Source organism: Luedemannella helvata (assembly GCF_039528415.1).
Taxonomy (GTDB): Bacteria; Actinomycetota; Actinomycetes; order Mycobacteriales; family Micromonosporaceae; genus Luedemannella; species Luedemannella helvata.
The window spans coordinates 78,641-104,509 of sequence record NZ_BAAALS010000001.1; the positions used below are offsets into that span (position 1 = coordinate 78,641).

At 71.3% G+C, this 25,869-nt stretch carries 23 protein-coding genes and 1 pseudogene; 10 read left to right on the top strand and 14 right to left on the bottom strand.

Annotated elements, in window-relative coordinates; genetic code table 11:
* Positions 1–64: 64 nt before the first annotated feature.
* The 5 genes and pseudogenes from ABD191_RS00390 to ABD191_RS00410 form a co-directional block, all read right to left on the bottom strand.
* Complete coding sequence (locus ABD191_RS00390; protein WP_344075456.1) at positions 65–2,374, bottom strand: YVTN family beta-propeller repeat protein; 2,310 nt, start codon at positions 2,372–2,374, stop codon at positions 65–67.
* Between the two features lie 374 nt (positions 2,375–2,748).
* Positions 2,749–4,131, bottom strand: a complete 1,383-nt coding sequence (phoH2, locus tag ABD191_RS00395; RefSeq protein WP_425560614.1) for an RNA 5'-3' helicase PhoH2 — start codon at positions 4,129–4,131, stop codon at positions 2,749–2,751.
* Between the two features lie 351 nt (positions 4,132–4,482).
* Positions 4,483–4,776: pseudogene (locus ABD191_RS00400) on the bottom strand (hypothetical protein); the annotation flags it as partial.
* A 76-nt stretch (positions 4,777–4,852) separates the two neighbouring features.
* A complete protein-coding gene (locus tag ABD191_RS00405) occupies positions 4,853–5,623 on the bottom strand; it encodes an isoprenyl transferase (protein ID WP_344075459.1) in 771 nt (256 codons plus the stop codon).
* Positions 5,624–5,727: 104 nt separating this feature from the next.
* Entirely contained in the window at positions 5,728–7,533 is a 1,806-nt protein-coding gene (locus ABD191_RS00410; protein ID WP_344075461.1) for a phosphoenolpyruvate carboxykinase (GTP), read from the bottom strand.
* Between the two features lie 269 nt (positions 7,534–7,802).
* Between ABD191_RS00410 and ABD191_RS00415 the strand changes: the two genes are divergently transcribed.
* Complete coding sequence (locus ABD191_RS00415; protein WP_344075462.1) at positions 7,803–8,333, top strand: GtrA family protein; 531 nt, start codon at positions 7,803–7,805, stop codon at positions 8,331–8,333.
* A 63-nt stretch (positions 8,334–8,396) separates the two neighbouring features.
* Positions 8,397–9,080, top strand: coding sequence for a GtrA family protein (locus tag ABD191_RS00420; protein WP_344075464.1), 684 nt, complete (start codon positions 8,397–8,399; stop codon positions 9,078–9,080).
* A gap of 631 nt (positions 9,081–9,711) precedes the next feature.
* On the opposite strand, the gene ABD191_RS00425 is transcribed toward ABD191_RS00420, so the two are convergent.
* A complete protein-coding gene (locus tag ABD191_RS00425; RefSeq protein ID WP_344075466.1) occupies positions 9,712–10,272 on the bottom strand; it encodes a PH domain-containing protein in 561 nt (186 codons plus the stop codon).
* Positions 10,273–10,348: 76 nt separating this feature from the next.
* Entirely contained in the window at positions 10,349–11,212 is an 864-nt protein-coding gene (locus ABD191_RS00430) for a biotin--[acetyl-CoA-carboxylase] ligase (protein ID WP_344075468.1), read from the bottom strand.
* Between the two features lie 31 nt (positions 11,213–11,243).
* Between ABD191_RS00430 and ABD191_RS00435 the strand changes: the two genes are divergently transcribed.
* Both ABD191_RS00435 and ABD191_RS00440 read left to right on the top strand, forming a co-directional pair.
* On the top strand, positions 11,244–12,821 hold the full coding sequence (locus ABD191_RS00435; RefSeq protein ID WP_344075469.1) for an acyl-CoA carboxylase subunit beta: 1,578 nt from the start codon (positions 11,244–11,246) through the stop codon (positions 12,819–12,821).
* A 70-nt stretch (positions 12,822–12,891) separates the two neighbouring features.
* Positions 12,892–14,583, top strand: a complete 1,692-nt coding sequence (locus tag ABD191_RS00440) for a TerB N-terminal domain-containing protein (protein WP_344075471.1) — start codon at positions 12,892–12,894, stop codon at positions 14,581–14,583.
* Here the strand turns inward: ABD191_RS00440 and ABD191_RS00445 are convergent.
* Complete coding sequence (locus tag ABD191_RS00445; protein ID WP_344075472.1) at positions 14,580–15,002, bottom strand: DUF350 domain-containing protein; 423 nt, start codon at positions 15,000–15,002, stop codon at positions 14,580–14,582. The two genes, ABD191_RS00440 and ABD191_RS00445, sit on opposite strands and share 4 nt — an antisense overlap.
* Before the next feature lie 64 nt (positions 15,003–15,066).
* On the opposite strand from ABD191_RS00445, the gene ABD191_RS00450 reads away from it, so the two are divergent.
* Both ABD191_RS00450 and ABD191_RS00455 read left to right on the top strand, forming a co-directional pair.
* Complete coding sequence (locus ABD191_RS00450) at positions 15,067–15,465, top strand: hypothetical protein (RefSeq protein WP_344075474.1); 399 nt, start codon at positions 15,067–15,069, stop codon at positions 15,463–15,465.
* Positions 15,465–16,646, top strand: a complete 1,182-nt coding sequence (locus ABD191_RS00455; RefSeq protein ID WP_344075476.1) for a glutathionylspermidine synthase family protein — start codon at positions 15,465–15,467, stop codon at positions 16,644–16,646. Before ABD191_RS00450 ends, ABD191_RS00455 begins: the two co-directional genes overlap by 1 nt.
* Here ABD191_RS00455 and ABD191_RS00460 read toward each other — a convergent pair.
* Positions 16,639–18,924, bottom strand: coding sequence for a prealbumin-like fold domain-containing protein (locus ABD191_RS00460; RefSeq protein ID WP_344075478.1), 2,286 nt, complete (start codon positions 18,922–18,924; stop codon positions 16,639–16,641). The two genes, ABD191_RS00455 and ABD191_RS00460, sit on opposite strands and share 8 nt — an antisense overlap.
* A gap of 81 nt (positions 18,925–19,005) precedes the next feature.
* Here ABD191_RS00460 and ABD191_RS00465 point away from each other — a divergent pair, with 81 nt between their 5' ends.
* Entirely contained in the window at positions 19,006–19,182 is a 177-nt protein-coding gene (locus ABD191_RS00465) for an acyl-CoA carboxylase epsilon subunit (RefSeq protein WP_344075480.1), read from the top strand.
* Between the two features lie 72 nt (positions 19,183–19,254).
* Here the strand turns inward: ABD191_RS00465 and mscL are convergent, their stop codons facing one another.
* Entirely contained in the window at positions 19,255–19,815 is a 561-nt protein-coding gene (mscL, locus tag ABD191_RS00470; RefSeq protein WP_344075483.1) for a large conductance mechanosensitive channel protein MscL, read from the bottom strand.
* A gap of 43 nt (positions 19,816–19,858) precedes the next feature.
* On the opposite strand from mscL, the gene ABD191_RS00475 reads away from it, so the two are divergent.
* Positions 19,859–20,515 (top strand): Maf family protein, encoded by a 657-nt coding sequence (locus tag ABD191_RS00475; RefSeq protein WP_425560633.1) that lies wholly within the window; start codon positions 19,859–19,861, stop codon positions 20,513–20,515.
* The gene (locus ABD191_RS00480) at positions 20,512–21,165 is read left to right on the top strand and encodes an O-methyltransferase (protein ID WP_344075487.1); all 654 of its coding nucleotides are present in this window, start codon (positions 20,512–20,514) and stop codon (positions 21,163–21,165) included. Before ABD191_RS00475 ends, ABD191_RS00480 begins: the two co-directional genes overlap by 4 nt.
* Positions 21,166–21,205: 40 nt before the next feature.
* Here ABD191_RS00480 and ABD191_RS00485 read toward each other — a convergent pair whose 3' ends face one another.
* The 3 genes from ABD191_RS00485 to ABD191_RS00495 all read right to left on the bottom strand — a co-directional run bounded on the left by ABD191_RS00485 (position 21,206) and on the right by ABD191_RS00495 (position 23,639).
* On the bottom strand, positions 21,206–21,970 hold the full coding sequence (locus tag ABD191_RS00485; protein WP_344075488.1) for an ABC transporter permease: 765 nt from the start codon (positions 21,968–21,970) through the stop codon (positions 21,206–21,208).
* Between the two features lie 12 nt (positions 21,971–21,982).
* On the bottom strand, positions 21,983–22,942 hold the full coding sequence (locus tag ABD191_RS00490; RefSeq protein WP_344075490.1) for an ATP-binding cassette domain-containing protein: 960 nt from the start codon (positions 22,940–22,942) through the stop codon (positions 21,983–21,985).
* 64 nt (positions 22,943–23,006) lie between these two features.
* Positions 23,007–23,639 (bottom strand): PadR family transcriptional regulator, encoded by a 633-nt coding sequence (locus ABD191_RS00495; RefSeq protein WP_344075492.1) that lies wholly within the window; start codon positions 23,637–23,639, stop codon positions 23,007–23,009.
* A 76-nt stretch (positions 23,640–23,715) separates the two neighbouring features.
* Here ABD191_RS00495 and ABD191_RS00500 point away from each other — a divergent pair, with 76 nt between their 5' ends.
* Entirely contained in the window at positions 23,716–25,500 is a 1,785-nt protein-coding gene (locus tag ABD191_RS00500) for an acetyl/propionyl/methylcrotonyl-CoA carboxylase subunit alpha (RefSeq protein WP_344075493.1), read from the top strand.
* Between the two features lie 54 nt (positions 25,501–25,554).
* Here ABD191_RS00500 and ABD191_RS00505 read toward each other — a convergent pair.
* A partial coding sequence (locus ABD191_RS00505) for a hypothetical protein (RefSeq protein ID WP_344075495.1) occupies positions 25,555–25,869 on the bottom strand: 315 nt, incomplete at its 5' end.

Genomic DNA, 25,869 nt, shown 5'->3' on the forward strand with positions numbered 1-25,869 from the left:
TGGTCAGGGGGATGGACCGTCCGCTTTACGGTCCATCCCCCGTCTGTGAATCAGCCGGTCGGCGTCAGGAACAGACGCCGGTGTTGATGGGGTTGAGCTGCGGGCAGGTGAGCTGGTCCGCCATGTCCGACGGCGCGTTCTGCACCCAGCCGTTGTAGGGGATCGGGTACGCGAGGACGCCCTGGCCGCCCATGCCGTTGTAGGCGGTCACGTCGTCGTCGGCGATGGTGCCCGACCCCGCGTTGAGGACCATCCGGCCCACGACAGCCGCGTCCGCCGGGTTGCCGTCCCCGTTCGGGTCCCCGTCGACGATGCTGAGCGCGTTCGAGAACTTGCTCGACACGTAGGCGTAGTAGCCGCCACCGCGCTTGGCGCCGAAGTTGATGCCGTGGCAACCGGAGTCACACGGCAGCGTCTTGACGATCTTGTCGGTGTCGGTGTCGATGACCGTGATGTTGCTGGTCAACGTGTTCGCGACGAGCAGGTACTTGCCGTCCGGGCTGACCGGCAGCTGGATGGGCAGGCCGCCGAACGCGCCGGAGGTCGCCCCGCTGACCATGTCGTAGTTCGACCAGAGGTTGATCTCCTTGTACGCCACGTCCGTGCCCGAGTCGGAGCGGCAGGAGCTGCCCGACAGCGAGATGCACGACACGCTCTGGCCCAGGAAGTTCGCCACGTAGTACTTCGACGTGTCCGGCATCATGCCGGTGGCGATGGGCAACTGCGCGGTCTGGACCTGCTGGATCGAACCGGTCGCGACGTCCACGATCGTGGAGTTGTGGTGGTTGACGTTCGGCGTGACCATGGTCTGCCCGTCCGCGCTCATCCAGTGCGCGTGCGGGTGCGCCGGGGTCTGGCCCGGGCCCTGCACGAGGATGCGCCGGTCGATCGCCGTGGCGCCCGGCTTCAGCTCGACCACCGCGTTGCCCGCGTTGATGGCGACGTGCAACTGGTCGGTATCCGTGCGGGTCATCACGTGCGACGGGTCCGGCCCGACCTGGATGGTGCGGATCAGTTGGCCCGTCTTCCGGTCGAAGACGGTGAGCCGGTCCGAGAACCACTCGGTCTGGTAGATGTACTTGCCGTCCTTGTCCGACCACATGTTGTGCGGGTTGTTCAGGTTGATCTGCGGCAGGGCGACCTTGCGGGCCACCGTCCAGTTCTGCACGTCGACCTTCGTGGCGGCGCCGGACTTGGACTTGCCGGCGTACTTCTCCATCTGGGTGTCGACCCACAGCTCACCGACGCCCGGCGTGCTGGGCCGTTGGGTGAGCGCCGGCAGGGTCACGCCCTCGCTGAACTTGCTGTTGTAGTAGGAGTCCAGGCTCGGGATGAGCACGGGCTGCTCGTTCGCGTCGTACTGCAGGATGGGCGCGGTCGGGTAGTACGGGTTCCAGTTCTTGGTCTCGGTGTTGCTGAAGACCTGCCAGTTGTCCGGCGCGGTGATCCGGAAGAACTTCTGGACCAACTGCTGGACGATGTCGGCCGAACTGGGCACGACCACCCCGCCCTTGACCGCGACGTTGAGCTTCTTGCCGAAGTCGAGGCCGGGGGTGAGCGGGTCGTCCACGACGACGGCGCCGAGCATGTACGGGTGGATCTTGCACGCCCAGGCGTACAGGCCCGGCTCGGTGAGATCCGCCGTGACGTCGCCGATGAACGCGCTGCTCTGGTCGATCGGCGTGGCACCGAGCGGCCAGATAAGGCTCGTCACCGAGTGCGACGAGGCGGCCTGCGGCGCGGCGACCTTGAACTTCGCCTGGGGCTTGAGGCTCAGGTCCCGCGGCGCCAGGTTGCTGATCTCGTTCAGCGTGCGCATCAGGTCGAGGCCGACGGGCAGGCTCGACAACGGCAGCGCCGAGTCGGCCGGCTGGCCCGCGACCTGCTGGGCGAGCTGATTGATCTGCGACTTGGCCCGCTGGACCGTCGGGTTGAGGAACCCGAGGAGCCCGCCGGCCGCGTCGACAGCCTGGTTGAGCTGGTCGAGGTTGAGTACGCCGCCCAGGTCCAGCCCGAGGCTGCCGAGCAGCGGCGCGGTGCCACCCAGGAGCGGCAGGTCCAGCAGGTCCTCGGCCAGATCGGTGTTGAGCAGGGTGGTGGTGTCCAGCGGCAGGTTCAGCAGCTTCGTGCGCGGGGTGACCGCCACGCCGAGCGCCTTCGTGCCGAACAGCGTCGCGCCCGTGTCGAACCAGGAGCCCTGGTTGTCGGTGAGCTGGAACTGGATCGGGATGGCGACGCCGACCGGTGCGGCCGACGACGGGCTGGCCGGTACGGTCACCGCGGCGATGACCAGGACCGGCGATAGCAGCCAGGCCAGCCGTCGGCGGCTGGCCCGTCTGCGTGCGGCGCGTACGCCGCCGGGGGGTGAGTGCATCACGGCTCCTTCTGCGTGAACAGATGTCCCGCGGCCGGGCCGCGACATTGCGGCGCCGAGGTCGGGCGCCGCACGGGGGTGCGGCGGTGGCCGGGTCGGCTTTCGCGACATCAAAACCACATAGATAAGAAGCCATGTGTTTGTTACGACAAACATCACTCAACGCGAATGGGCAATTACCAACAGGCGTGGATGAGAAAAGCGCCCGTGTGCGCGGCCCGAAACATGATTTCGGCTGACTCAGAACCAGCTCGCAGGCGATGTGAAGCAGGATACAGCTATGTATCCGAGGCTGGATTCACCACGTCGGCACGACAACAGAACGACGGCGCGGCCGACACTATTCGGTCGGCCGCGCCGTCGTTATCGGTCGATCAGACGGGCAGTTCCTCCAACAGATCGGTGACAACCTCCGCGATCGGGGAACGCTCGGACCGGGTCAGCGTCACGTGCGCGAACAGCGGGTGGCCCTTCAGCGCCTCGATGACCGCGGCCACGCCGTCGTGGCGGCCGACGCGCAGGTTGTCCCGCTGCGCCACGTCGTGGGTGAGCACGACGCGCGAGCCGGTGCCGATGCGCGACAGCACGGTCAACAGCACCCCGCGCTCCAACGACTGCGCCTCGTCCACGATGACGAACGCGTCGTGCAGGCTCCGGCCCCGGATGTGGGTGAGCGGCAGGACCTCCAGCAGCCCGCGCGAGGCGATCTCCTCGAGCACGTTCTCGTGCGCGACCGCGCCGAGCGTGTCGTAGACCGCCTGCGCCCACGGGGCCATCTTCTCGGCCTCGGACCCCGGCAGATAACCCAGCTCCTGCCCGCCGACGGCGTACAGCGGCCGGAAGACGATGACCTTGCGGTGCTTGCGCCGCTCCATCACCGCCTCCAGGCCCGCGCACAGCGCCAGCGCCGACTTGCCCGTACCGGCCCGCCCGCCCAGCGAGACGATCCCGATCGACTCGTCCAGCAGCAGGTCGAGGGCGATGCGCTGCTCGGCCGAACGGCCGCGAAGCCCGAACGCCTCCCGGTCACCGCGCACGAGCCGCACGCTCTTGTCGGGCAGCACACGTCCCAGCGCCGAGCCGTTCTGCGAGTGCAGCACCAGGCCCGTGTGGCAGGGCAGCTCCCGAGCCTCCTCGTGGTCGAGCGTCTCGCCCGCGTAGAGCTGGGCCACCTCGTCGGCACCCAGCTCGATCTCGGCGATGCCGGTCCAGCCGGGATCGCTCGCCTGACCGTGCCGGTACTCGTCCGCGATCAGGCCCACCGCGGCGGCCTTGACCCGCAGCGGCATGTCCTTCGTGACGAGGGTGACGTCGTTGCCGTCCGCCGCCAGGGCCAGCGCCACCGCGAGGATGCGCGCGTCGTTGGCCTCGGTGCGGAAGCCGGGTGGCAGGATCGCCGGATCGGTGTGGTTGAGCTCCACCCGCACGACGCCACCGGAGTCGTTGACCGCGATGGGTACGTCGAGGCGGCCGTGCGCGACGCGCAGGTCGTCGAGCATGCGCAGGGCCTGACGGGCGAACGCCCCTATCTCAGGGTGGTGGCGCTTGCCCTCGAGCTCCGAGATCACCACGAGCGGCAGCACGACCTCGTGCTCCGCGAACCGAAGAATCGCCGAGGGGTCCGCGAGCAGCACGGACGTGTCGAGAACGATGATGCGGCGGCCTGGCGGGGACTCCTCACCCGCGTCGGCGGTGGCCGCACGACGACGGGGGGCGGGGGTGGACTTGACCGATGCGGGGGAACTGGTCTTGGTCACGAGGCAGCTCCGGCGGACGCGCACCTCGGCATCCGGGTCCGCACAACCACCGATGCCCGCACGCGGTCGGGTGCCGGCCACGCGTCTGCATCAACGCCGTCGCCTTCCGACAACGGCTCGGTCGGGCCTCGGGCGGCCCGGGAAACCCCCGTGCCACATCAAGAAACTAACCGTAAAAGGCAACGGTGACCAGATCTTTGCGGGACGTCACGCTCTGCGCACGCCACCGGCCGTGGGCCACCCACGCGGGCGACGGGGCCGCGCGGCCCGCTCGGCGACCACGCTGCCGGCTGGGCCGCCGGGCTCGATCTCCGGCTTGTCGGTCGCCACGGCGGCCCCATCACCGTCCGCAGCGGGCTCCGGCGCCACCGGCTCGGCGTACGCGGAGCTGGCGTACGTGGTGCCCGTGGCCCGCCCGCCCGGCGTGGCCTGGCGGGGCGTCTCCGGCTCGCGCATCACGGACGCCACGGCGTTCTGCAACTCGCGTCGGCGGCGGTTCCAGCTCGCCCGGTCGCCGTCGTAGTACCCGTGCCGGTATCCGAACCGGTACCCGACGTGATAGCTGTACTGCCCGTGCATGCGTCCGGCGATGTACCCCGAAACGGCGAGCAGCAGCACCAGGAGCACCGCGAAGAACTCGTTCACGCCGTCTCCCCGGAGCGCGCGACAGGACCGGCGGAGGTCGCCGCCGCTGGGCTCAACGAGAAGAGGGGACGGAGCGTTACGCCCCGAACCGCCGTTGACGGTTCGCGTAACTGCGCAGGGCGCGCATGAAGTCGACCTTGCGGAACTCCGGCCAGTTCACATCGGCGAAGTAGAACTCCGAGTGGGCGCTCTGCCAGAGCAGGAACCCGGACAGCCGCTGCTCCCCGCTGGTACGGATGACGAGGTCCGGATCGGGCTGGCCCTTGGTGTAGAGGTGCTCCGCGATGTGGTCGACGTCGATCACCTCGGCCAGCTCCTCCAGCGTGCCGCCCGAGCGGGCGTGCTCGTGCAGCAGCGAACGCACGGCGTCGACGACCTCGCGCCGGCCGCCGTACCCGACGGCGATGTTGACCTGGGCGCCCTCGTCGCGGCCGACCGTACGCTCCTCGGCGGCCTTGAGCGCCACGGCCAGCGGCTGGGGCAGCACGTCGAGCGCGCCGACCATCCGCAGCCGCCACGGCTGCCCGTCGGCGGCCAGCTCGGTGACCAGGTCCTCGATGATGCGCAGCAGCGGGTCGAGTTCGGCCGCCGGGCGGCTCAGGTTGTCCGTGGACAGCAGCCAGAGGGTGACATGGGCGATGCCGGCCTCGTCGCACCAGCGCAGCAGCTCCTTGATGCGCTCCGCGCCGACCCGGTGCCCGTCGTTGGGATCGACGTAGCCCATTTCCTTGGCCCACCGACGGTTGCCGTCGCACATGACGCCCACGTGCAGCGGGCGCGGCGTACCCGCGAGCTTGCGGGCGAGACGCCGCTCGTACACGGAATACAGAACCTGGCGGAGACCCACAACCAGCAGCGTAACCACCTTTTAACGGCACGCCAGACCTGAGTGGTCCATCCAGGCGCGCCGCAGAGTCGGTGTTGCGACAGCGACGCGCCTGGATCTTATGGTTACCCGTCGAGACGGACCTTCAGGGCGTCCAGCTCCGACCAGAGTACGGTCGGAAGTTTCTCACCGAACCGGTCAAACCACTCGGTCAAATCCGGCAGTTCGGCCCGCCACTCGTCGAGGTCGACGCGCAGCGCCGCCGCCACGTCCGCCTCGTCCAGGTCCAACCCGGTACGGTCGATCGCGGCGGCCGGCGGGGTGAGCCCGATCGGCGTCTCCACCGCCTCACCGGTGCCCTCCAGCCGCTCCACCACCCACTTGAGCACCCGCGAGTTCTCGCCGAAGCCCGGCCAGAGGAACCGGCCGTCGTCCCCGCGCCGGAACCAGTTCACGTAGAAGATCTTCGGGAGTGCCGCCGCGTCGGCGTTCTTGCCGATGTTGATCCAGTGCGCGAAGTAGTCGCCCGCGTGGTAGCCGATGAACGGCAGCATCGCCATCGGGTCGCGCCGCACGACGCCGACCTGGCCGGTCGCCGCGGCGGTGGTCTCCGAACTCAGGGTCGCGCCGAGGAAGACGCCGTGCGCCCAGTCGCGCGCCTCCGTCACGAGCGGGATCGTGGTGCGGCGGCGACCGCCGAACAGGATCGCCGAGATCGGCACACCGCGCGGGTCGTCGTACTCCGGGGCGAGAATCGGGCACTGCCGGATGGGCACGCAGAAACGGGAGTTCGGGTGGGCCGCCGGCGCGCTGCCGTTCCAGGCCTCGCCGTGCCAGTCGGTGAGCCCGGCCGGCGCGTCCCCCATGCCTTCCCACCACACCCCGCCCTCCGGGGTACGGGCGACATTGGTGTAGATCGTGTTGCCCCGCTCCAGCGTGCGCATGGCGTTGGGGTTGGTCGTCCAGTCGGTGCCGGGCGCGACGCCGAACAGCCCGTACTCGGGGTTGATCGCGTAGAGGCGGCCGTCGTCGCCGAAGCGCAGCCAGGCGATGTCGTCCCCGAGCGTCTCCACCCGCCAGCCCGGCAGCGTCGGCTCCAGCATGGCCAGGTTGGTCTTGCCGCACGCCGACGGGAACGCCGCGGCGATGTAGTGCGTGCTGCCCTGCGGCGAGGTGAGCTTGAGGATCAGCATGTGCTCGGCGAGCCAGCCCTCGTCGCGGCCCATCACGCTGGCGATGCGCAGCGAGTAGCACTTCTTGCCCAGCAGCGAGTTGCCGCCGTAGCCCGACCCGTACGACCAGATCTCGCGGGTCGCCGGAAACTGCGTGATGTACTTCGTCTCGTTGCACGGCCAGGGGACGTCCTTCTCACCGGGCTCGAGCGGGGCGCCGACCGAGTGCAGCGCGCGCACGAAGGGGGCGTCCTCGCCCATGGCGGCCAGCACCTCGGCGCCCATCCGGGTCATGGTCCGCATGCTCAGCACGACGTACGCGCTGTCCGTGATCTCCACCCCGAACTTCGGCTCGGCCGCGTCGAGCGGTCCCATGCAGAACGGGACGATGTACATGGTCCGCCCGCGCATGCAGCCGTCGTAGAGGGCGGTCATGGTCGCCCGCATCTCGACCGGGTCCATCCAGTTGTTCGTCGGGCCCGCGTCGGCCTCGTCGGGCGAGCAGATGAAGGTGCGCTCCTCCACCCGCGCCACGTCGCCGGGGTCCGTCCGGGCGAGGTAGTCGCCGGGCCGGGCGAGCGGCTCCAGCGTGCCTGTCTGGACCAGCGCCTCGGTCAGCCCGCGGGCCTCGGTATCGGAACCGTCGCACCACACGACGCGGTCAGGTTTGGTGAGGTCGGCTATGTCGCGAACCCAGGCGCGCAGGGCCGGGTGAGTTGGGGGGAAGGTCTCGGTTTTCTCGGGTGCCGCCGCGGTCATGGACATCTCCTCTGGTCGACGTTGACCCAACGCCGGAAGACGACCGTTTCGAACGGTCGTTGAAACTTTCGGGGATGGCCTCACCCTAGACCGAAGAATTACTGCTAGAACCCAGAGTCCTTGTGAATAAGTGCACAACCAGAGGCAGGTGACAGCAAGTCTTGCGCATCAGTGCGCGAGGGGCGTTTGTTGCGCACAAAGTCGCGCACGGGCGTGGCACGCGGTCTACCGGACGTTGCGGGACGCACCCGACCGGTACGCTCAGGTTCGTGCCTTCGCTGCCCTCCCCCGTCACCGAACCCGCGCCCTCCGGCAGCGGTCCTGGCGGCCTGGTCGGTCTCTACCGGCGCTTCGCGAATCTGATCCACGAACTGGGCAAGTTCGGCGTCGTGGGCGCCAGCACGTTCGTGGTCGACTTCGTGGTCTTCAACATCTGCCGCGTCGGCCTCGACTGGGGCTGGTTCCCGTCGACCGTCGCGTCGACCGTCATCGCCGCCACGCTGGCCTTCATCGGCAACCGCTACTGGACGTGGCGCGACCGCGATCGCCGTGGGTTGCACCGCGAGTACGCACTGTATTTCTTCTTCAACGTGGTCGGCCTGCTGATCACCGCGGCCGTGCTTCTTTTCAGTCACAACCTGCTCGGCTCGCAGTGGCCGGCCCTGCGCACCCCGCTGGCCGACAACATCTCCAAAACCATCTTCGGTACGGCCCTGGCCTCGACATTCCGCTTCTGGGCCTACCGGCGTTTCGTCTTCCGCAACGCCCCGGTGCCGGCGCCCAGCCCGGCCGAGGCCTGAGCTTCATCCCCCCGAAACAACGCGATTTCGGTCCAGGGCGGACCTAGCGCGTAAGGTGGGCCGGTGCGTCTAGTGCAGCGACTCCCCCAGCGGTGGCAGAACCTTGTCCACGAGATGGCCAAGTTCGGCACCATCGGTGTGATCAATCTCGCCGTCAACCTGAGCGTCACGAATGTGCTCTGGCTCACCGTGCTGCACGACGGCGAGGTCAAGGCCAAGGCGATCGGCACGCTCGTGGCGACCACGGCCGCGTACTTCATGAACCGCCACTGGACCTACCGGGACCGCCCGAAGTCGACCCTGCGCCGCGAGTACGCGCTCTTCTTCTTCTTCAACATGGTTGGCCTGATCATCGAGTCGGCGACCGTCTACCTCGGCAAATACGGCCTTCACCTGACCCACTGGGTGGCCCTGAACGCCTTCGCCGGCATCGGCATCGTCCTCGGTACGATCTTCCGCTTCTGGGCATACCGGACGCACGTCTTCAAGAAGGAGCCGGCCGAGACGGTCGCCATGGAGGCCTTCGCCGCCGTACCCCCGGAACTCGCCGACGAGCCCGACGCCGCCGCGACCAAGATCACACAACGGGACGAGGTCCCGACCCCGGTGGCGGCGGCCAGCGCACCGGCGGAGCCGGCACCCGCCAACGGGGCGACCGGCCCGGCCACCACTGGGAGGCCCCGCACCGGCGGGCGCGTGACGCCTTCCCAGAGCGGTCGCCGCACCGCCTCCGCCAACTCCCGCTGACCCGCCCCCGACAAGTCCGCCCACAGCGTGGGAGGCCCCACCAAAGTCGTGCTTCTGGCGGGTCGCGACGTCACCCCCGTCGCCAAAGTCATGACATTGGCGAGCCGCCGCGCCCCGCCTCCCGCCAAAAGCACGACTTTGGCGAGGCAGGACGCCCCCACCTCCGCCAAAAGCACGACTTTGGCGAAGCAGGAGAGCCCCACCTCCGCCAAAAGCACGACATTGGCGAGGCAGGGCGCCCCCGCCCACGCCAAAAGCACGACTTTGGCGAGGCAGGAGAGCCCCACCTCCGCCAAAAGCACGACATTGGCGAAGCGGGAGAGCCCCACCTCCGCCAAAAGCACGACATTGGCGAAGCGGGAGAGCCCTACCTCCGCCAAAAGCACGACTTTGGCGAAGCAGGACGCCCCCGCCCACGCCAAAAGCACGACTTTGGCGAAGCGGGAGAGCGCCACCTCCGCCAAAGGCACGACTTTGGCGAGGCAGGACGCCCCCGCCCACGCCAAAAAGCACGACATTGGCGGGGGCCGGAGGGGTGGGCGACGCGTCGAGTGCGGCGGGAGGGGAACAGAGCGGCCCAGACGGCGCCCTACGGGAGGGGCGTCTGGGCCGCGGAAGAAGGGAGCCAGGCCTACTTCACCGGGTCGGCCCCACCGCGCTCGCGCATGATCTGGCGCATCTCCTCGCCGTCGAGGGTGCGGCGCTCGTGGTCGGCCTCGACCAGCTGGTAGACGGCCTTCTGGACGGCGACCACCTTCGGGATGTCCCGCAGGACCGACTGGCCCCGCTCGCCGGCCGACTCGACCGTGAGGGTGCCGCAGCCGAGCATGCGCTCCAGCAGGCTCTGCTTGGAGGAGACGTCGTTGACCCGGGCGAGCGGGATGTCGCGCTGCTCGCGGGAGAAGACGCCCTCGCGGAGCAGGACCCGCTCGTTCGTGAAGACGAAGTGGGTGCTGCGCCAGACGATGAACGGCGCCACGGCGAGCCAGATGAACAGCGCGAACGCCACGGCCCCGATCACGAGGAGCGCGATGCTGGACGCGCCACCGTCCGGCAGGAACACCGACGCGACCGCGACGGCCGCGATGAGCAGCACCGTCCAGAACACCGGCAGGATGACAGCCTTCCAGTGCGGGTGAAGGTGCAGCACGACCTTCTCGTCGTCGGTGAGTGAATCTTCAGGAAAAGCCACACCAACCTCCATGTGAGGGATCGGCGCTGACCTTAGCGGTTGTGGGCCACCAGAACCCTCATCTGTCCAGTCGATGTCAGCGTACGTGGCGGACGTCCCCGGCAGCGACGGCGTGCCGGTCGCCGTGGGCGCCGAGAACGACGAGGCGCCCGTCCAGGTCCACATCGGAGGCGCGGCCGGCGACGATGGACCCGTCGGGCATGCTGACACGCACGTCGGCGCCCACGGTGACGCAGTCGCGCAGGTACGCCTCGCGAACGCCGCTCGCGACCGGGTCGCCGTCCGCTTCGGTCCACCGGGCGTACCAGTCGGCGACGGCGCGGAGCAGGGCCCGCAGCAGCGGGTCACGATCGGTGCACAGGGCGCCCGCGAGGGCGAGGGAGACGGGCGGCAGGGCGCCGAGTTCGCCCGGCGGAGGCAGTTCGTCGACGCGCTGGTGCACGTTGAGGCCGATGCCCAGCACGACGGCGCCGCCGGGGACGACCTCGGCGAGCAGGCCGGCGCACTTGCCGTACCCGGGACCGACCAGGTCGGGCGCGGTGGCCGACCGGACGAGCAGGTCGTTGGGCCACTTGAGGACGGCGTCGACCACCCCGACGCGGCCCACGGCCTCGGCGAGGGCCACCCCCGCGAGCAGCGGCAGCCAGTTCCACCGGGCCAGCGGGACCGTCGGGCGCAGGAGAACGCTCACGGCCAGGCCGGCGCGCGCCGGCGAGACCCAGCTGCGGCCGAGTCGCCCCCGGCCGGCGTCCTGCTGCTCGGCCACGAGGACGAGGCCCTCCGGGGCGCCGTCCCGCGCGGACACCGCCACGTCGGCGTTCGTGGAGCCGGTGCGCGCGACCACCCGCACGTCGGTCCAGAGGTCGCCGAGCAGCGCCCGGCGTAGCGCCGCCTCCCGTAGCGGGGGGCGGTCAAGATCGGTGTACGGGGAGTCGGCCACCCCAATATGCTGCCTGACTACGATCGCAGGCGTGACAGCCGAGCAAAACACGATCGACATCCACACCACGGCCGGCAAGATCGCGGATCTTGCGCGGCGGACCGCCGAGGCGGTGCACGCCGGCTCCGAGCGAGCCGTGGCCAAACAGCACGCCCGGGGCAAGAAGACCGCCCGGGAACGGATCGAACTGCTGGTCGACCCGGGTTCCTTCGTGGAACTGGACGAACTGGCCCGACACCGGTCGACGAACTTCGGGCTCGACAGGACCCGGCCCTACGGCGACGGGGTGATCACCGGGTACGGCACGGTCGACGGCCGGCAGGTGTGCGTGTTCGCGCAGGACTTCACGGTCTTCGGCGGGTCGCTGGGCGAGGTCTTCGGCGAAAAGATCGTGAAAATCATGGACCTGGCCATGAAGATCGGCTGCCCGCTCATCGGCATCAACGACTCCGGCGGCGCCCGCATCCAGGAGGGCGTGGTCAGCCTCGGCCGGTACGGGGAGATCTTCTTCCGCAACGTACGCGCGTCCGGCGTCATCCCGCAGATCTCGCTGATCATGGGGCCGTGCGCGGGCGGGGCCGTCTACTCCCCCGCGATCACCGACTTCACCGTGATGGTCGACCAGACCAGCCACATGTTCATCACCGGGCCGGACGTCATCAAGACCGTGACCGGCGAGGACGTCGGCTTCGAGGAGCTGGGCGGCGCGCGCACCCACAACCACCGCAGCGGCAACGCGCACTACCTGGCAACGGACGAGGACGACGCCGTCGACTACGTGCGCGCTCTCCTGGCGTACCTGCCGAGCAACAACGCCGACGACCCACCCGCCTGGCCGAGCGCCGCGGACCTCGACCCCGACGAGGCCGATCACGCCCTCGACACGCTGATTCCCGACTCGGCCAACCAGCCCTACGACATGCACACCGTCATCGGCACCGTGCTGGACGACGGGGAGTTCCTGGAGGTCTCGCCGCTGTTCGCGCAGAACATCGTGGTGGGCTTCGGACGGGTGGAGGGCCACCCGGTCGGTGTGGTGGCCAACCAGCCGCTGCACCTGGCCGGCTGCCTGGACATCGACGCGTCCGAGAAGGCGGCCCGGTTCGTGCGCACGTGTGACGCGTTCAACATCCCGCTGCTCACGTTCGTGGACGTGCCCGGGTTCCTGCCCGGCGCGGCCCAGGAGTGGGGCGGCATCATCCGGCGCGGCGCCAAGCTCATCTACGCGTACGCCGAGGCCACCGTGCCGAAGATCACGACGATCACCCGCAAGGCGTACGGCGGCGCGTACGACGTCATGGGCTCCAAGCACCTGGGCGCGGACCTGAACTTCGCCTGGCCAACCGCCCAGGTGGCCGTGATGGGCGCGCAGGGCGCCGTGAACATCCTCTACCGGGACGAGCTGCGCACCTCCCCCGACGATCGGGCCCGGCTCATCCAGGAGTACGAGGACACGCTCGCCAACCCCTACCTGGCGGCCGAGCGGGGATACGTCGACGCGGTCATCGCGCCCTCCCAGACGCGGGCGCACATCACCCGCGCGTTGCGGACCCTGCGGACGAAAAGGGAGACCCTGCCCCCCAAGAAGCACGGCAACATCCCGCTGTAGGGCGGCTACCGCAGCGACGCGCGACTACCTATTGTGGGCCCCTGGCGACGGCGAGCGCAGGGGGTGAGAGTTGTCGGCGCTACCGGCCTCACCGGCGCCCGCGTCCCAGCCCTGGTGGCTGCCGGCCGGCTCGCCGCCGGTCGCGGTCAGCGGGTACCAGCTGCGCGGCGGCCTGTTCTACCTGGGCGTCGGCCTGCGCTCGGTGACGGGTCACGGGCCGGAGCCGGCGCTCATCGACCCGACCGCCGAGGTCCGGGCGCCGGGCGCCGGCAAGGCGACCGGGCTGTCGTACGCGAAGCTGTCCCCCGCCGGGCGCGGCGCCTACCTGCAATGGCTGGCGTCCGGGCGCCAGCAGCCCACCGCGCCCGGCAACGTGCTGCTGTTCATCAGCGGCCTGGAGCGGCGCCTCCTGGTCGACCTGCGCCGCGAGGGCAGCGAGGCCGAGTACGCCGCGATCGCCGCCGAGCTGGCCCGCCTGCGCCACGTCTACGCCCACCACCCGGCCGTCGACCGGCACGCCTCCGGACTGCTCACGATCGCCCAGACGCTGTCGGCCGTACGCAGTGACAGCCTCGACCCGCCGGCCCCGGCGGACGTCGCCCCGCCCGAACTGCCGCCGGCCCTGCGGGTCGGCGTCGCGCGTTTCATCGCGGCGGGCGTCGGGGTCCCGGTCGACTGGGCGTACTCCTGGCACAGCCACCACCCGGGCCGGGGCTGGCGGGCGCCCGCCACCCGGTGCCCCGACGAGTTCGCGAGCCTGTTCGGGCTGCGCTTCAAGGAGACCTTCGGCGCCGACGGCATGCCCATCAACGAGTCGGCCGCGGAGCTGGCGGTCAGCTACGCGCCGGTGAGCCCGGGGTTCGGCGGGCAGCGGGTCGTGGTGCGCACCGGCCTGCCGGACATCGCGCAGATGGTGACCGGCCCGGCGGCGCTGCGCATGCTCGCCGACCGGGCGCAGGCCGAGCTGGAGCCGTACTCGCGCTTTCTGGGAACGAAGCCGCAGGCGCGTGGCACGGCGGAGGCGTTCGCGCTGCTGCCCGCGGGCGTGACCCGGCCGTCCACCCCGGACCTGCGCCGGCTCACCGAGTGGGCGTCCGCCGCGTTCGCCGAACCGGCGAGCGACTTCGTCCTGGTGGCGCGGGCGCAACTGGCCACCCTGCTGCCCACGGGGGCCGCGCCCGACCTGGCGCTCGCGTTGGCGCTGGACCGCCGCGGCCTGGCCATCGAGCCGGACGCCCGATTCACCGTGGACGACATGGACGAACGGATCGTGTTTCGCCGCACCACGCCGGCGAGCGCGCGACCCGGCCCCGGCTACCTTCCGGCCGCCGCGCTGCTGCGCCTCGCCGTCACCGTGGGCGTGACCGACCTGTCCGGCCTGCAATGGCAGCTGGGCGACAGCCTGGCGCTGGCCGACATCGACCGGCGCCGGCTGCACGCCCGCGGCCTGCTGCTCATGCGCCAACCGCCACGGGTGGCCGGCGTGGTGGCCGCTCTCGCCGGCCTGGACCCCCGCGCCCGGGGCGCCGCCGCCGACCTGCTCATCATGCTGGCCGGGCCGGCCGAGACGGCGCTGCTCGCCCGGATCTTCCACCTGCTCGGCCTCGACGAGTCCGACCTGCACCGGCGCGTACGGGCGTTGGGCGAATACGCCACGGACGTCGCGACCGTGCGCCGGCGCGCGGCCGAATCCACCGATCTCGCGGCGCGGCTGCTGGCGACGCCGGACGGCGCGGCCGAGAGCGAGCGGGCGGCCAGTTAGGCGATCGACGCGCAGACGATCGCGGCGATCGCCAGGTTGGTCGCGCTGCTCACCCAGACGGCCGGGTGGGGTTCCGGGTCGACGAGCAGAGCGCCGAGGCGCCCCGGCGTGAGCATGTCGACGATCCAGAACGCCGCCGCCATGAGCAGCAACCCGAGCGCGCCGAAGATGGCCGTGGACGCCAGGCCCGTGGCCATGTCGTCGTACGTCGTGATGATCGAGGTGAAGACGATCGCGCCGACACCCAGCAGCGCGGAGCTGAGGAAGATGGCGGCGTTGCGGTTGCGCTCCGCCCAGATCTGGTGACGCAGCGCGCCCGGCGTGAGCCAGTCGGTGAGCAGGAACCCACCCACGAGAAGCACGACCCCCACGCCCGCGAACACCGTGGCGCCGAACAACCCGTCGATCACGTCACTCATGCCGCCGCACGGTACCGGACCTGCGCAACGCCTGTATTGACCATCGGCGGTACGCTCGCCGGCCATGAACAGGAAGACGGGGAACCCCGGCCCCGCCGAACACCCCTCGATCCAGCGGCTGGAGCAGGGCGCCAGGTGGGTGCAGGCGGCCGACAAGGCCCGCGCCCGCCGCACCGGCCCGACCAGCACCAAACGCTCGCAGTACGTGGCGTTCGGTCTCGCCGGCGCGGTCGCCCTGTCCTGCTGCGGGTTCACCGCCTACGAGCAGTTCTTCCAGCGAAAGCGGTGCATCGACCCGCGCACCCAGCAGGTGATCGAGGACTCGTACTGCCGGTCCGGCGGCGGCGGCTACGTCGGCCGGTGGTACTACGGCGGCAAGGGCGGCAGCAAGATCGGCGACAAGGTGACCGGTGGTTCGTTCACCCGCGGCGGCTTCGGCCGGTTCTCGGGCGGCGGCGGCTGATGCGGCGGGTCACCTGCGTGCCGCGGGAGGGCTGGCAGGCCACGGTCGAGGCGCAGGGCCTGCTCTACGCGGTCTCGCCCGACGACAACGACCAGCCCTACGCGTACTGGGATGAATCGGCCTACTACGAGTTCAGCCTGCCCGAGGTGGAACGGCTGGAGGACACGGTCGCCGAACTGCACACCATGTGCCTCGACACGGTCGCCTGGGTCATCGCGGAGAAGCGCTACGCCGACTACTGCATCGTCAACCCGCGCGTCGTCGAGCTCATCGAGCGCTCGTGGGCCCGCCGGGACGACGAGATCAGCCTGTACGCCCGCTTCGACCTGCGCTACGACGGCGACGGGCCGGCCCGCCTGCTGGAGTACAACGCGGACACCCCGACCTCCCTGCTGGAGGCCGCCGGCCCGCAGTGGTTCTGGATGGAGGAGCGCCACCCCGGCGCCGACCAGTGGAACTCCCTGCACGAACGGCTCGTCGACGCGTGGCGCAAGCACGCGCCGACGCTGCCGACCGGCCCCGTGCACCTCACATACACGGCCGCCGACGAGATCGGCGAGGACTTCCTGACGGCCACCTACCTGCAGGAGTGCGCCGAGCAGGCCGGCCTGCACACGACCTGCCTGCCGATCGAGGAGATCGGCTGGGACCCCGCCGGCCGGTTCGTCGACGAGCACGACCGTGAGATCAGAACCATCTTCAAGCTGTACCCGTGGGAGTGGCTGGTCTCGGACGCGTTCGGCGCCCACCTGCTCGACCTGGCGCTCGCCGGCCGGGGCCCGCGCTGGATCGAACCCGCCTGGAAGATGCTCCTGTCGAACAAGGCGCTGCTCGCGCTGCTGTGGGAGCGGTACCCGGGCCACCCCAACCTGCTGGCATCCTACCTGGACGGCCCCCGCGAACTGGCGGCCCTCGGCTACGTCGCCAAGCCCCTGCTGGGCCGCGAGGGCGCCGGCGTACGGATCGTCACGCCCGGGTTCGAGGTGGCCGGCAAGCCGGCCGACCTGACCGCGGGGCCGCTGTGCTACCAGGCGTTCTACGCGCTGCCCGAATTCGACGGGAACCGGGCCGTGCTGGGCGCCTGGATGGTCGACGACGAGCCGGCCGGCCTCGGCATCCGGGAGACCACCGGGCTGATCACGGACACGAACGCCCGGTTCATCCCGCATGTGATCATCTGACGGCCCGGTGCTGCGTCCGGGCCCGCACCACCACGAGCAGCAGCAGGAACGCCCCGGCCAGGACCACCCCCGCGCCCACCAGCGCCATCGGCGGCACCGGGAACGACCCGCCGGCCACCACGGGCGGCGGCGGCGCGCTCGTCGGGGCGGGCGGGGCGTCCAGCACGGTCACGACCACCTCGGCCAGGGACAGGTCGAGCGCCACGTGCGCCGGCAGGCCCGTGACCGCCAGGCCGTCCCCGCCGGGGGCGGCCCCGGCGGTCGGCGACGCGACCGGCACGTCGCCGGCCGGCCGCGGCTCGGCCCGCACGGTCACGCTCAGCCCGGCCGGCACCCCCGGCCCGGCCGTGACCTCACAGGTCGTGGCGGCCGCGAAGTACAACGGCCTGGGCAGCTGTGCCTCCTGCGCGCCCGGCGCGCGGACCAGCCGGCCGGTCGCCCCGTCCGCGCAGGTCACGTCGAGGAAGAGCGGGGTTCCCGGCGACGCGGGCGGGCTCGTGTCGCCCGGCGCCGACCAGATCAGCCGCAGCCGGGTGGCCGCGACCCGCGAATACGTGGCCGTGCACGTGCGCGACGGGCGCTCGGCCGTCAGCGACACCGTCAGCGCGGCGGGGCCGTCCACGCCCACGGCCGGCGAACCGGGTCCCTCGTCGCAGGCCAGCGCGGCCAGCCGCCACGAGCCGGAGGACGAGGCGAGCGCGGGCAGCGCGGTCACGTCGTACTCGCCGAGCGGCAGCGAGGTCGGCAGGTCGCCGCTGGCGCTCGTGGGCGTACCCCCCTCGGGGGTGCTGGCGACCAGGCCGAACCCGCCCACCGGGGTGAGGCCCGCGGACCCTCCCGCGACCACGAAGACGCCGGCGCCCGCGCCGGTCGTCGTGGCCAGCCGCAGCGTGAGGTTGCCCTGCGCACGGCTGTTGCGGAAGACACAGTCGCGGGGCGCGCCCGGGCTGGGCACGTCGATCGTCGCCGCGTTGCCGGACACGGGCACGGGCAGGCCGTCGCACGTCACGGACACCAACCGCCACGACCCGTCGGCGGGCGCGGTCTGGGTCACCGCGTACGACCCGGGTGGCAGCGCGCTGAGGTCCGCGCCGGCCGCGTAGACGGGCTCGCCCGGCGCGCCCGTCGTGGCGACCAGGTCGGCGCTGGCCGGCCCGCGTACGGCGTAGCTGAACGTGCCCGCGCCCTCCTCGGCCACCGCGCGCAGCACCAGCCCGGTGACCGCGGGCGGCACCAACAGGTACGTGCAGGTGACGATGTCGTCGGCGGCCAGCGCCACGGTCGCCACCGCGCCCGCGCTGGTCACGACCGAGGTGGTCGTGGCCGACGCGCAGGTCAGCGACGCGACCGTCCAGCCCGGCGGCGGCTCCGCCGCGATCGAGTACGGCACGCCGCCCGGCGCCGTGGCCAGCCGGGTGAACCGAGCCTCCGAGCCGGTGCCGCGCGACGGCTGGGTGGACGCGCCGCCCGGCACGGTGAGCCGCGCCACGCCGTCCTGCGCGTACGTCAGGTCGGTGCGCAGGCGCACCGGCTGCGGGTAGCCGACCGGGCGGGTCAGCGCCGCGCGCACCACCACCGTGCCCGTGGCCACGCTCGGGCCCGTCACGTAGTACGCCACACAGAACACGTGCCGGACCTGCGCGGGGAAGCCCACCCACGCCACGTTCGCGCCGTCGCGCTGGTCGAGCGCGCACCGCAGCGTCCCGAACGCCAGCCCGGCCGGCAGCGGCGCTCCCGGCGTGCCGGCCTGCGCCCACAGCCGGCCGCGCGACTGCGACGCGACGCGTTGCGCTGACGTCAACGTCACCGTCGTGGCCCCCGCGATCGACCCGCCGGTCGGCTGCCCCCGCGCGTCGAGCAGCGGCGTCGTGTCGCGCGTCGAGATCGCCGTGCGGAACGGTTCGGTCACCACGCTCAGCGGCGCGCCCCGGCTGCGGCCCTGGCCGAGCGTGAACGGCACGTTGGGCAGCGGCCGGCAGCCCGGCTGCGCCGCCGCCTCCACCTGCGGGTCCACCGCCTGCCCCGGCGCGTACGGCGAGTCGCGCCCGGGCTGGCGCGGCCCTTCCGCCCGGTCGCCGCGCACCCGTGCCGCGCTGATCTGCTCGAACCCGTCACACACCCGTGCGGCGAACGTCACCCGGTAGGCCACCGGCGCGGACACCGCGCTCGCCTGCGGCTCGTCGGCCGCCGCCGGGTCCGCGCCCGTCCCCAGGAGTACGCCGCAGGCGAGCGTCGCCGCGGCGAACCGCCACGATGCGCGCACGCGGTGGGGGATCACATCCGGACCTTTCGATGACGGCTGGTTGCGTTGACGGTATCTCCCCGCGTCACCCGTGCACCCCCGTCCTATGCTCTCCGTATGGCAGCACCCGGTACGGACAACGAACCGTCGCGCCTGCGCGTGGTGCGCGGCGCGCCGACGGACGAGGAACTGGCGGCCGTCGTCGTCGCCCTGGCCGTCACGTCGACCGCCCCGGCGGTGGTCGCGCCCGCGCCCATCTCCCGCTGGGCCCGCTCCGCCCGCCCGCGCCGCTGACGCCGCCCGCGGCGGTTCGTCACGCGATCTTGGCAGGAAAGGCCGGCTATGGGCGGCTTCGTGCGCCAGGATTCAGCGGTCGACCGGGGTGAGTGGCGAGGCGATCGGCGGATCATCGTCCGGAGGTTGGTCGCCCGGCGATGAGGCCGGTGGCCGGCGGCGGTCCAGCAGGCCGGGGATGCGGCGGGCCTCGCGGGCGTCGAGGCGCGCCTGAGCCTCCGCCAGGGTCGGCAGCTTCTCGACGAGCGGGTGGCGGCAGAACTTGCAGACGAGCGCTTCGGCCGGCACCTCCTCCTCGCACCACGGGCAGTCCCGGCGGCCGAACACCCGCCCCTTGGCGATGCCCAGCCAGCTGATCATCTTGATGACGAAGAACAGCACGGCCGTGAGGATGAGGAAGTTCAGCAGGTCGGTGACGAACGTCCCATAATTGATCTTCGCAGAACCGATGGTGATCGTCAGGTCGGCGTAGTCCGGCTGGCCGGCGACGGCGGCCACCATCTGCATGAGCACGTTCTCGGCCAGGGACTGGACGAGCGCCGCGAACGCCGTACCGATGATGAAGCCGAGCGCGAGGTCCAGCATGTTGCCGCTCATCGCGAACGCCCGGAACTCGCGTACCAGCTTCCGCATGCGCGACATTCTGCCGCTGGCCCCCTCGATCGGTAACGTGACCATCGTGAGTACGACACGTGCCCTGCTGGTCCTCGCCTCGGCGAGCCCGGCCCGGCTCAAGACGCTGCGCGCCGCCGGAGTGGAACCCGAGGTGCTGGTCAGCGGAGTTGACGAGTCCACTGTGGATGCCGTGGATGCGGATGTGCTGTCGGGCACGCTCGCCCGGCTCAAGGCGGAGGCGGTCGCCGTGCGGCTGCGCCTGCACGCGCCGCCGGCCGGGGTGAACGGCGACGGGTACCGGCGTCTCGTGCTGGGCTGCGACTCCGTTCTGGCCTTTGACGGGGCCATCCTCGGCAAGCCGGCGGACGCGGAGGACGCGCGCAAGCGTTGGCACGCGATGCGGGGACGGGAGGGGGTGCTGCACACCGGGCACTGCGTCGTCGACGCGGAGACGAACGAGCTGCACGAGCGCGTCGCCCGTACGACGGTGCGGTTCGCCGACGTCTCGGACGCGGAGGTCGACGCCTACCTGGCCACGGGCGAACCGCTGCACGTGGCGGGGGCGTTCACGATCGACGCGCTCGGCGGCTGGTTCGTCGCGGGCATCGACGGCGACCCGGGCACGGTCGTCGGCCTGTCCCTGCCGCTGCTGCGCGAGCTGCTCGGGGCGCACGGCGTGACCGTGCCCGACCTGTGGGCGGCTAGGGTCGAGGCGTGACCGCGAAGACCCTGGGGCTCCCCGACGACCTGCACGCGTACGTCGTCGCGCACGGCTCCGCACCGGATCCCCTCATCGCCGACCTGATCGCCGAGACCCTGGCCGCGCTGCCGGCCGAGTCGGGCATGCAGATCGCGCCGGAGCAGGCCGGCTTCCTGACCCTGTTCACCCGCCTGCTGGGCGTGCGCCGGGCGGTGGAGGTCGGCACGTTCACCGGCCTGTCGTCGCTCTCCATCGCCCGGGGCATGGCGGACGACGGGCTCCTGACCTGCTTCGACATCTCGGACGAGTACACGTCGATCGCCCGCAGGTACTGGGCCCGGGCGGGCCTGGCAGACCGGATCGAGCTGCGCCTGGGGCCGGCCGCCGACAAGCTGCGGGAGCTGCCCGCCGAGCCCCACGTCGACCTGGCGTTCATCGACGCGGACAAGCGCGGCTATTCGGCGTACTGGGCGGAGCTGGTGCCGCGGATGCGGCCCGGCGGCGTGATCCTCGTCGACAACGTGCTGCGCCACGGCCGCATCATCGACCCGCAGTCACCGGACGACGAGGCCATGGTCGCCTTCAACGAGCAGGTGCTCGCCGACGAGCGGGTCGAGTCCGTGCTGCTGCCGATCGCCGACGGTCTCACGATCGCGCGCAGGCGCTGAGCCTCCGGCGGGGCGCCCCCGTGGCGCCCCGCCGGAGGGGTCAACGGACGCTGCGGGCGAACTCCCGGGCCGCCCAGACCACCGCCAGCGTGGTGAGCACGCCCATGATGAGCAGCGACTGCCAGACCCGCTGGTCGTCGAGGTGCCCGGCGAACAGCGCCCGGGTGCCGTCCACCGCCCAGGAGAACGGGTTCCACTGGGCGACGTTCTTGAGCCACTGCGGCGCGAACGCGAGCGGCAGCAGGATGCCCGACAGCAGCAGCACCGGCTGGGCGACCGTGTTCATCACCGGCGCGAGGGCGTCCTCGCTGCGCACCTTGAGCGCCACCCCGTAGGAGACCGCCGAGGTCATCAGCGCGATGAGCCCGAGCAGCAGGAACGCCAGGAGCAGGTTGCCGAGGTAGACGCGCAGCCCGAAGGCGAGCGCGAGCAGCGTGATGATGACCGCCTGTGCGAGGAGCGAGACGACGTCGCGCAGGGAGCGGCCGAGCAGCAGCGCCAGCCGGCTGACCGGGGTGACCCGGGACCGCTCGATGACCCCGGCGCGCAGCTCCGCGATGAGCCCGAAGCCCTGGAACAGGCCGCCGAAGATGGCCAGGAGCACGAGCAGGCCGGGCACGAAGATCCGGTACATCTCGGCGTTGGTGGTCGCGCCCAGCGGCACGAGCGCGGGCCTGAGCAGCGGCGCGAACAGCAACAGGTACATGACCGGCTGGAAGATGCCGACAAACAGCCAGACCGGGTTGCGCAGCAGCAACAGCATCTGGCGCTGCAGGATCAGCCAGGTGTCACGGAGGAACTTCATGGGTGGTTCGCCTCAGCTTTCCCGCAGCGATCGGCCGGTCTTGGTGAGGAACACGTCGTCGAGGCTCGGCCGGTGCAGCTCGATGGTGTTCAGGGCGAGGCCGGCGCCGTCGAGGGCGCGCAGCACCAGGGGGATCGCGATCGCCCCGTCGTCGACGTAGAGCCGCAGGCCGCCGCCGTCCATGGCCTCCAGCTTGCGGACGAACTCCTCCGCGTTGAGCACCTTGCCGGCGCGCTCAGCGACGCCGGCCGGCAGGCCCAGGTTGAGCACGTCGCCGGAGATCTCGCGCTTGAGTTCCTCGGGAGTGCCCTCGGCGACGATCTCGCCGTGGTCCATGATCGCCATGCGGTCGCAGAGCGCGTCCGCCTCGTCGAGGTAGTGCGTGGTGAGGAACACAGTCAGCCCCTCGGTGCGCAGCCGGCGGATCTCGTCCCACATGTGGGCGCGGCTCTGCGGGTCGAGGCCGGTGGTGGGCTCGTCGAGGAACACGACCTTGGGCTGGTGGATGATGCCGAGCGCGATGTCGACGCGCCGGCGCTGGCCGCCCGAGTAGGTCTTGCACTTGCGGTCGGCGTACTCGGCGAGCTGGAAGCCCTCCAGCGCCCTGGCGGCGCGCTGGTGGGCCTCGGCCTTGCTCAGGCCGTAGAGGCGCGCGTGGAGCACGAGCTCCTCCCGCGCGGTCGAGTCGTCCCAGGTGCTGCCGCCCTGGGCGACGTAGCCGATGCGCCGGCGCACCTCGCCGGGCTCGGTGCGCAGGTTGGCGCCCGCGATGATGGCGTCGCCCCCGTCGGGCTCGATGAGCGTGGCGAGCATGCGGAGCGTGGTCGTCTTGCCGGCCCCGTTGGGGCCCAGGAACCCGAAGATCTCGCCCTCGGACACCTGGAGATCAACGCCGCGGACGGCGTCGACCACGGTCGTGTCCCGTCCCGCACGGCTACGGAAGGACTTCCGCAGGCCAGTTGTCTTGATCATATTAACTCCCGTCCGGTGAACGCTCAGCACGCTATCGCGATATAGCTGTCGTAGTCAACATTGGTTATTTCTCGTTAGATCGCGATGCCGCCTCCCGGACGATCCGTCCCGCCTCGACCCGCTCGTCAAACCCCACCGGCTCCCAGTCGCCCCGCAGCTCGCCCGCCTCGATCCGGTCGGCCATCCGCTCGCACCAGTCGGCTTCGAGTTCAGCACGGGCCACCGACAATTCGAACATCCAGGCGACATGAACAGGCTTGTTCGCCCGCATGAACTCGCTTTCGACCATCGCCGCCTGGCCGCCCGACACCGCGCGCAGCCGCGCGGCACGGTGCCGCAGCGCCGCCGCCGCCTCCTCGGGCGGCATGCACCAGATGAACGAGAACGCGACCTGGAACGGGTCCACCGGCGCCTTGTAGTCCCACCAGTACCGCCGGAGCAGCTCCTGAAACTCCTGCTCGCCCGCAGGTGTCACCCGATAGGACGTCCGGGCCGGGCGGGCGGACACCTGCTCGGTACCGACCTCCTCCAGCAGCCCTTCCTGGCTGAGCTTGCGCAGCGCGTGATAGATCGAGCCGGGCGCGATGGCGGCCCACTCCTCCACGTTCCAGCTTTCCAACTCGCGGCGCACGTAGTACCCGTGCACGGGCTGCAACCAGCGCACCAGGCCGAGGATCATGAGACGGGTCGTCGACATGACTAAAGCGTAATAGCCAAACTTGACTAAGCTGCCATGTCGACCGTCTTCAGGACGGGAACCTAAGCTGACCTGCGTGCATACAGTCCTCATCGCCAACCGGGGCGAGATCGCGGTCCGCGTCATCCGCGCCTGCCGGGACGCCGGTCTGCGGAGCGTCGCCGTCTACGCCGACAGCGACCGCGACGCGCCGCACGCCCGCCTCGCCGACGAGGCATACGCCCTCGACGGCGACATCGCCGCCACCACCTACCTCCGCATCGACAAGATCCTCGACATCGCCCGCCGGGCGGGCGCGGACGCCGTCCACCCCGGCTACGGCTTCCTGGCCGAGAACGCCGACTTCGCGACCGCCGTCATCGAGGCCGGGCTGACCTGGATCGGCCCGTCCCCGCAGGCCATCCGCGACCTCGGTGACAAGGTCACCGCCCGGCACATCGCCCAGCGGGTCGGCGCCCCCCTCGTCGCCGGCACGACCGACCCCGTCTCCGGCCCCGACGAGGTCGTCGCGTTCGCCCGCGAACACGGCCTCCCCGTCGCCATCAAGGCCGCCTTCGGCGGCGGCGGGCGCGGCCTCAAGGTCGCCCACACGCTGGAGGAGATCCCCGCGCTGTTCGACAGCGCCACCCGCGAGGCCGTCGCCGCGTTCGGGCGCGGCGAGTGCTTCGTGGAGCGCTACCTCGACCGCCCCCGCCACGTCGAGGCGCAGGTGCTGGCCGACCAGCACGGCAACGTCATCGTCGTCGGCACCCGCGACTGCTCGCTGCAGCGCCGCCACCAGAAGCTCGTCGAGGAGGCCCCCGCGCCGTTCCTCACCGCTGAGCAGCGCGAGCAGATCCACACGAGCGCCCGGGCGATCTGCCTGGCGGCCGGCTACCACGGCGCCGGCACGGTCGAATACCTCGTCGGCCGCGACGGCACGGTCAGCTTCCTCGAGGTCAACACGCGCCTGCAGGTCGAGCACCCGGTCACCGAGGAGACCGCCGGCATCGACCTCGTCCGCGAACAGTTCCGCATCGCCGCCGGCGAGAAACTGCGCCACGCGGCTGACCTGACCCCGCGCGGGCACTCGATCGAGTTCCGGATCAACGGCGAGGACGCCGGTCGCGGCTTCCTGCCCGCGCCCGGCCTCATCTCCGCGCTGGTCCTTCCCACCGGCCCGGGCGTACGCGTCGACAGCGGCGTGACCGCGGGCGACTCCGTGGGCGGCAACTTCGACTCCCTGCTCGCCAAGGTGATCGTCACCGGCGAGACGCGACAGGAGGCGCTGGAGCGCGCCCGCCGCGCCCTCGACGAGATGGTCGTGGAGGGCATCGCCACGGTGCTGCCGTTCCACCGCCTCGTCATCCGCGACCCCGCCTTCACGGACGAGCCGTTCCGCGTGCACACCCGCTGGATCGAAACGGAATGGACGGGCGAGGTCGCGCCGCATACGGCCGGGGCGCCGTCCCCGGCGGCGGGTGACACCCGCACGTCCGTCGTGGTCGAGGTCGCCGGCAAGCGCCTGGAGGTCACCCTCCCCGCCGACCTGGCGCTCGGTGGTCCTGCCGCGCCCGCAGCGCGCGGCAGGGGCGCGGAGGCGGCCGGCGGGTCCGGCCCGCACCGGCGTGGCGGCCGAACCGGCGGCCGGTCCGGCCACGCGGCGACGGGCGAGTCCCTGACCAGCCCGATGCAGGGCACGATCGTAAAGATCGCGGTGGCGGACGGCGACGAGGTGGCCGAGGGTGATCTGGTCATCGTCGTCGAGGCGATGAAGATGGAGCAGCCCCTCTACGCCCACCGCGCCGGCACGATCCGCGAACTGACCGCCAAGATCGGCGAGACCCTGGCGACCGGCGCGGTGATCTGCCACATCAGCTGACACCGCGACCCACCCGCCCCGCCTGACGCACCGGCCCCGCCACCCGCTGCTGCCCTATCCCCGCTGCCCCACCCCCGCTGCCGCATCCCCGCTGCCGCACCCCGCCAATGTCACGACTTTGGCGGGGTGCGGCAGACGAGCTTCCGCCAAAGGCACGCTTCTGGCGAGTGCCTGCCCCCCACGCCCCGCCAAAGTCATACCTTTGGCGAGCAGCAGCCGGGCCCACCCCGCCAAAGTCACACCTTTGGCGAGCAGCAGCCGGGCCCACCCCACCAAAAGCACGACTATGGCGAACAGCAGCCGCCCACACCCCACCAAAGTCACACCTTTGGCGAGCAGCAGCCGGGCCCACCCCACCAAAAGCACGAC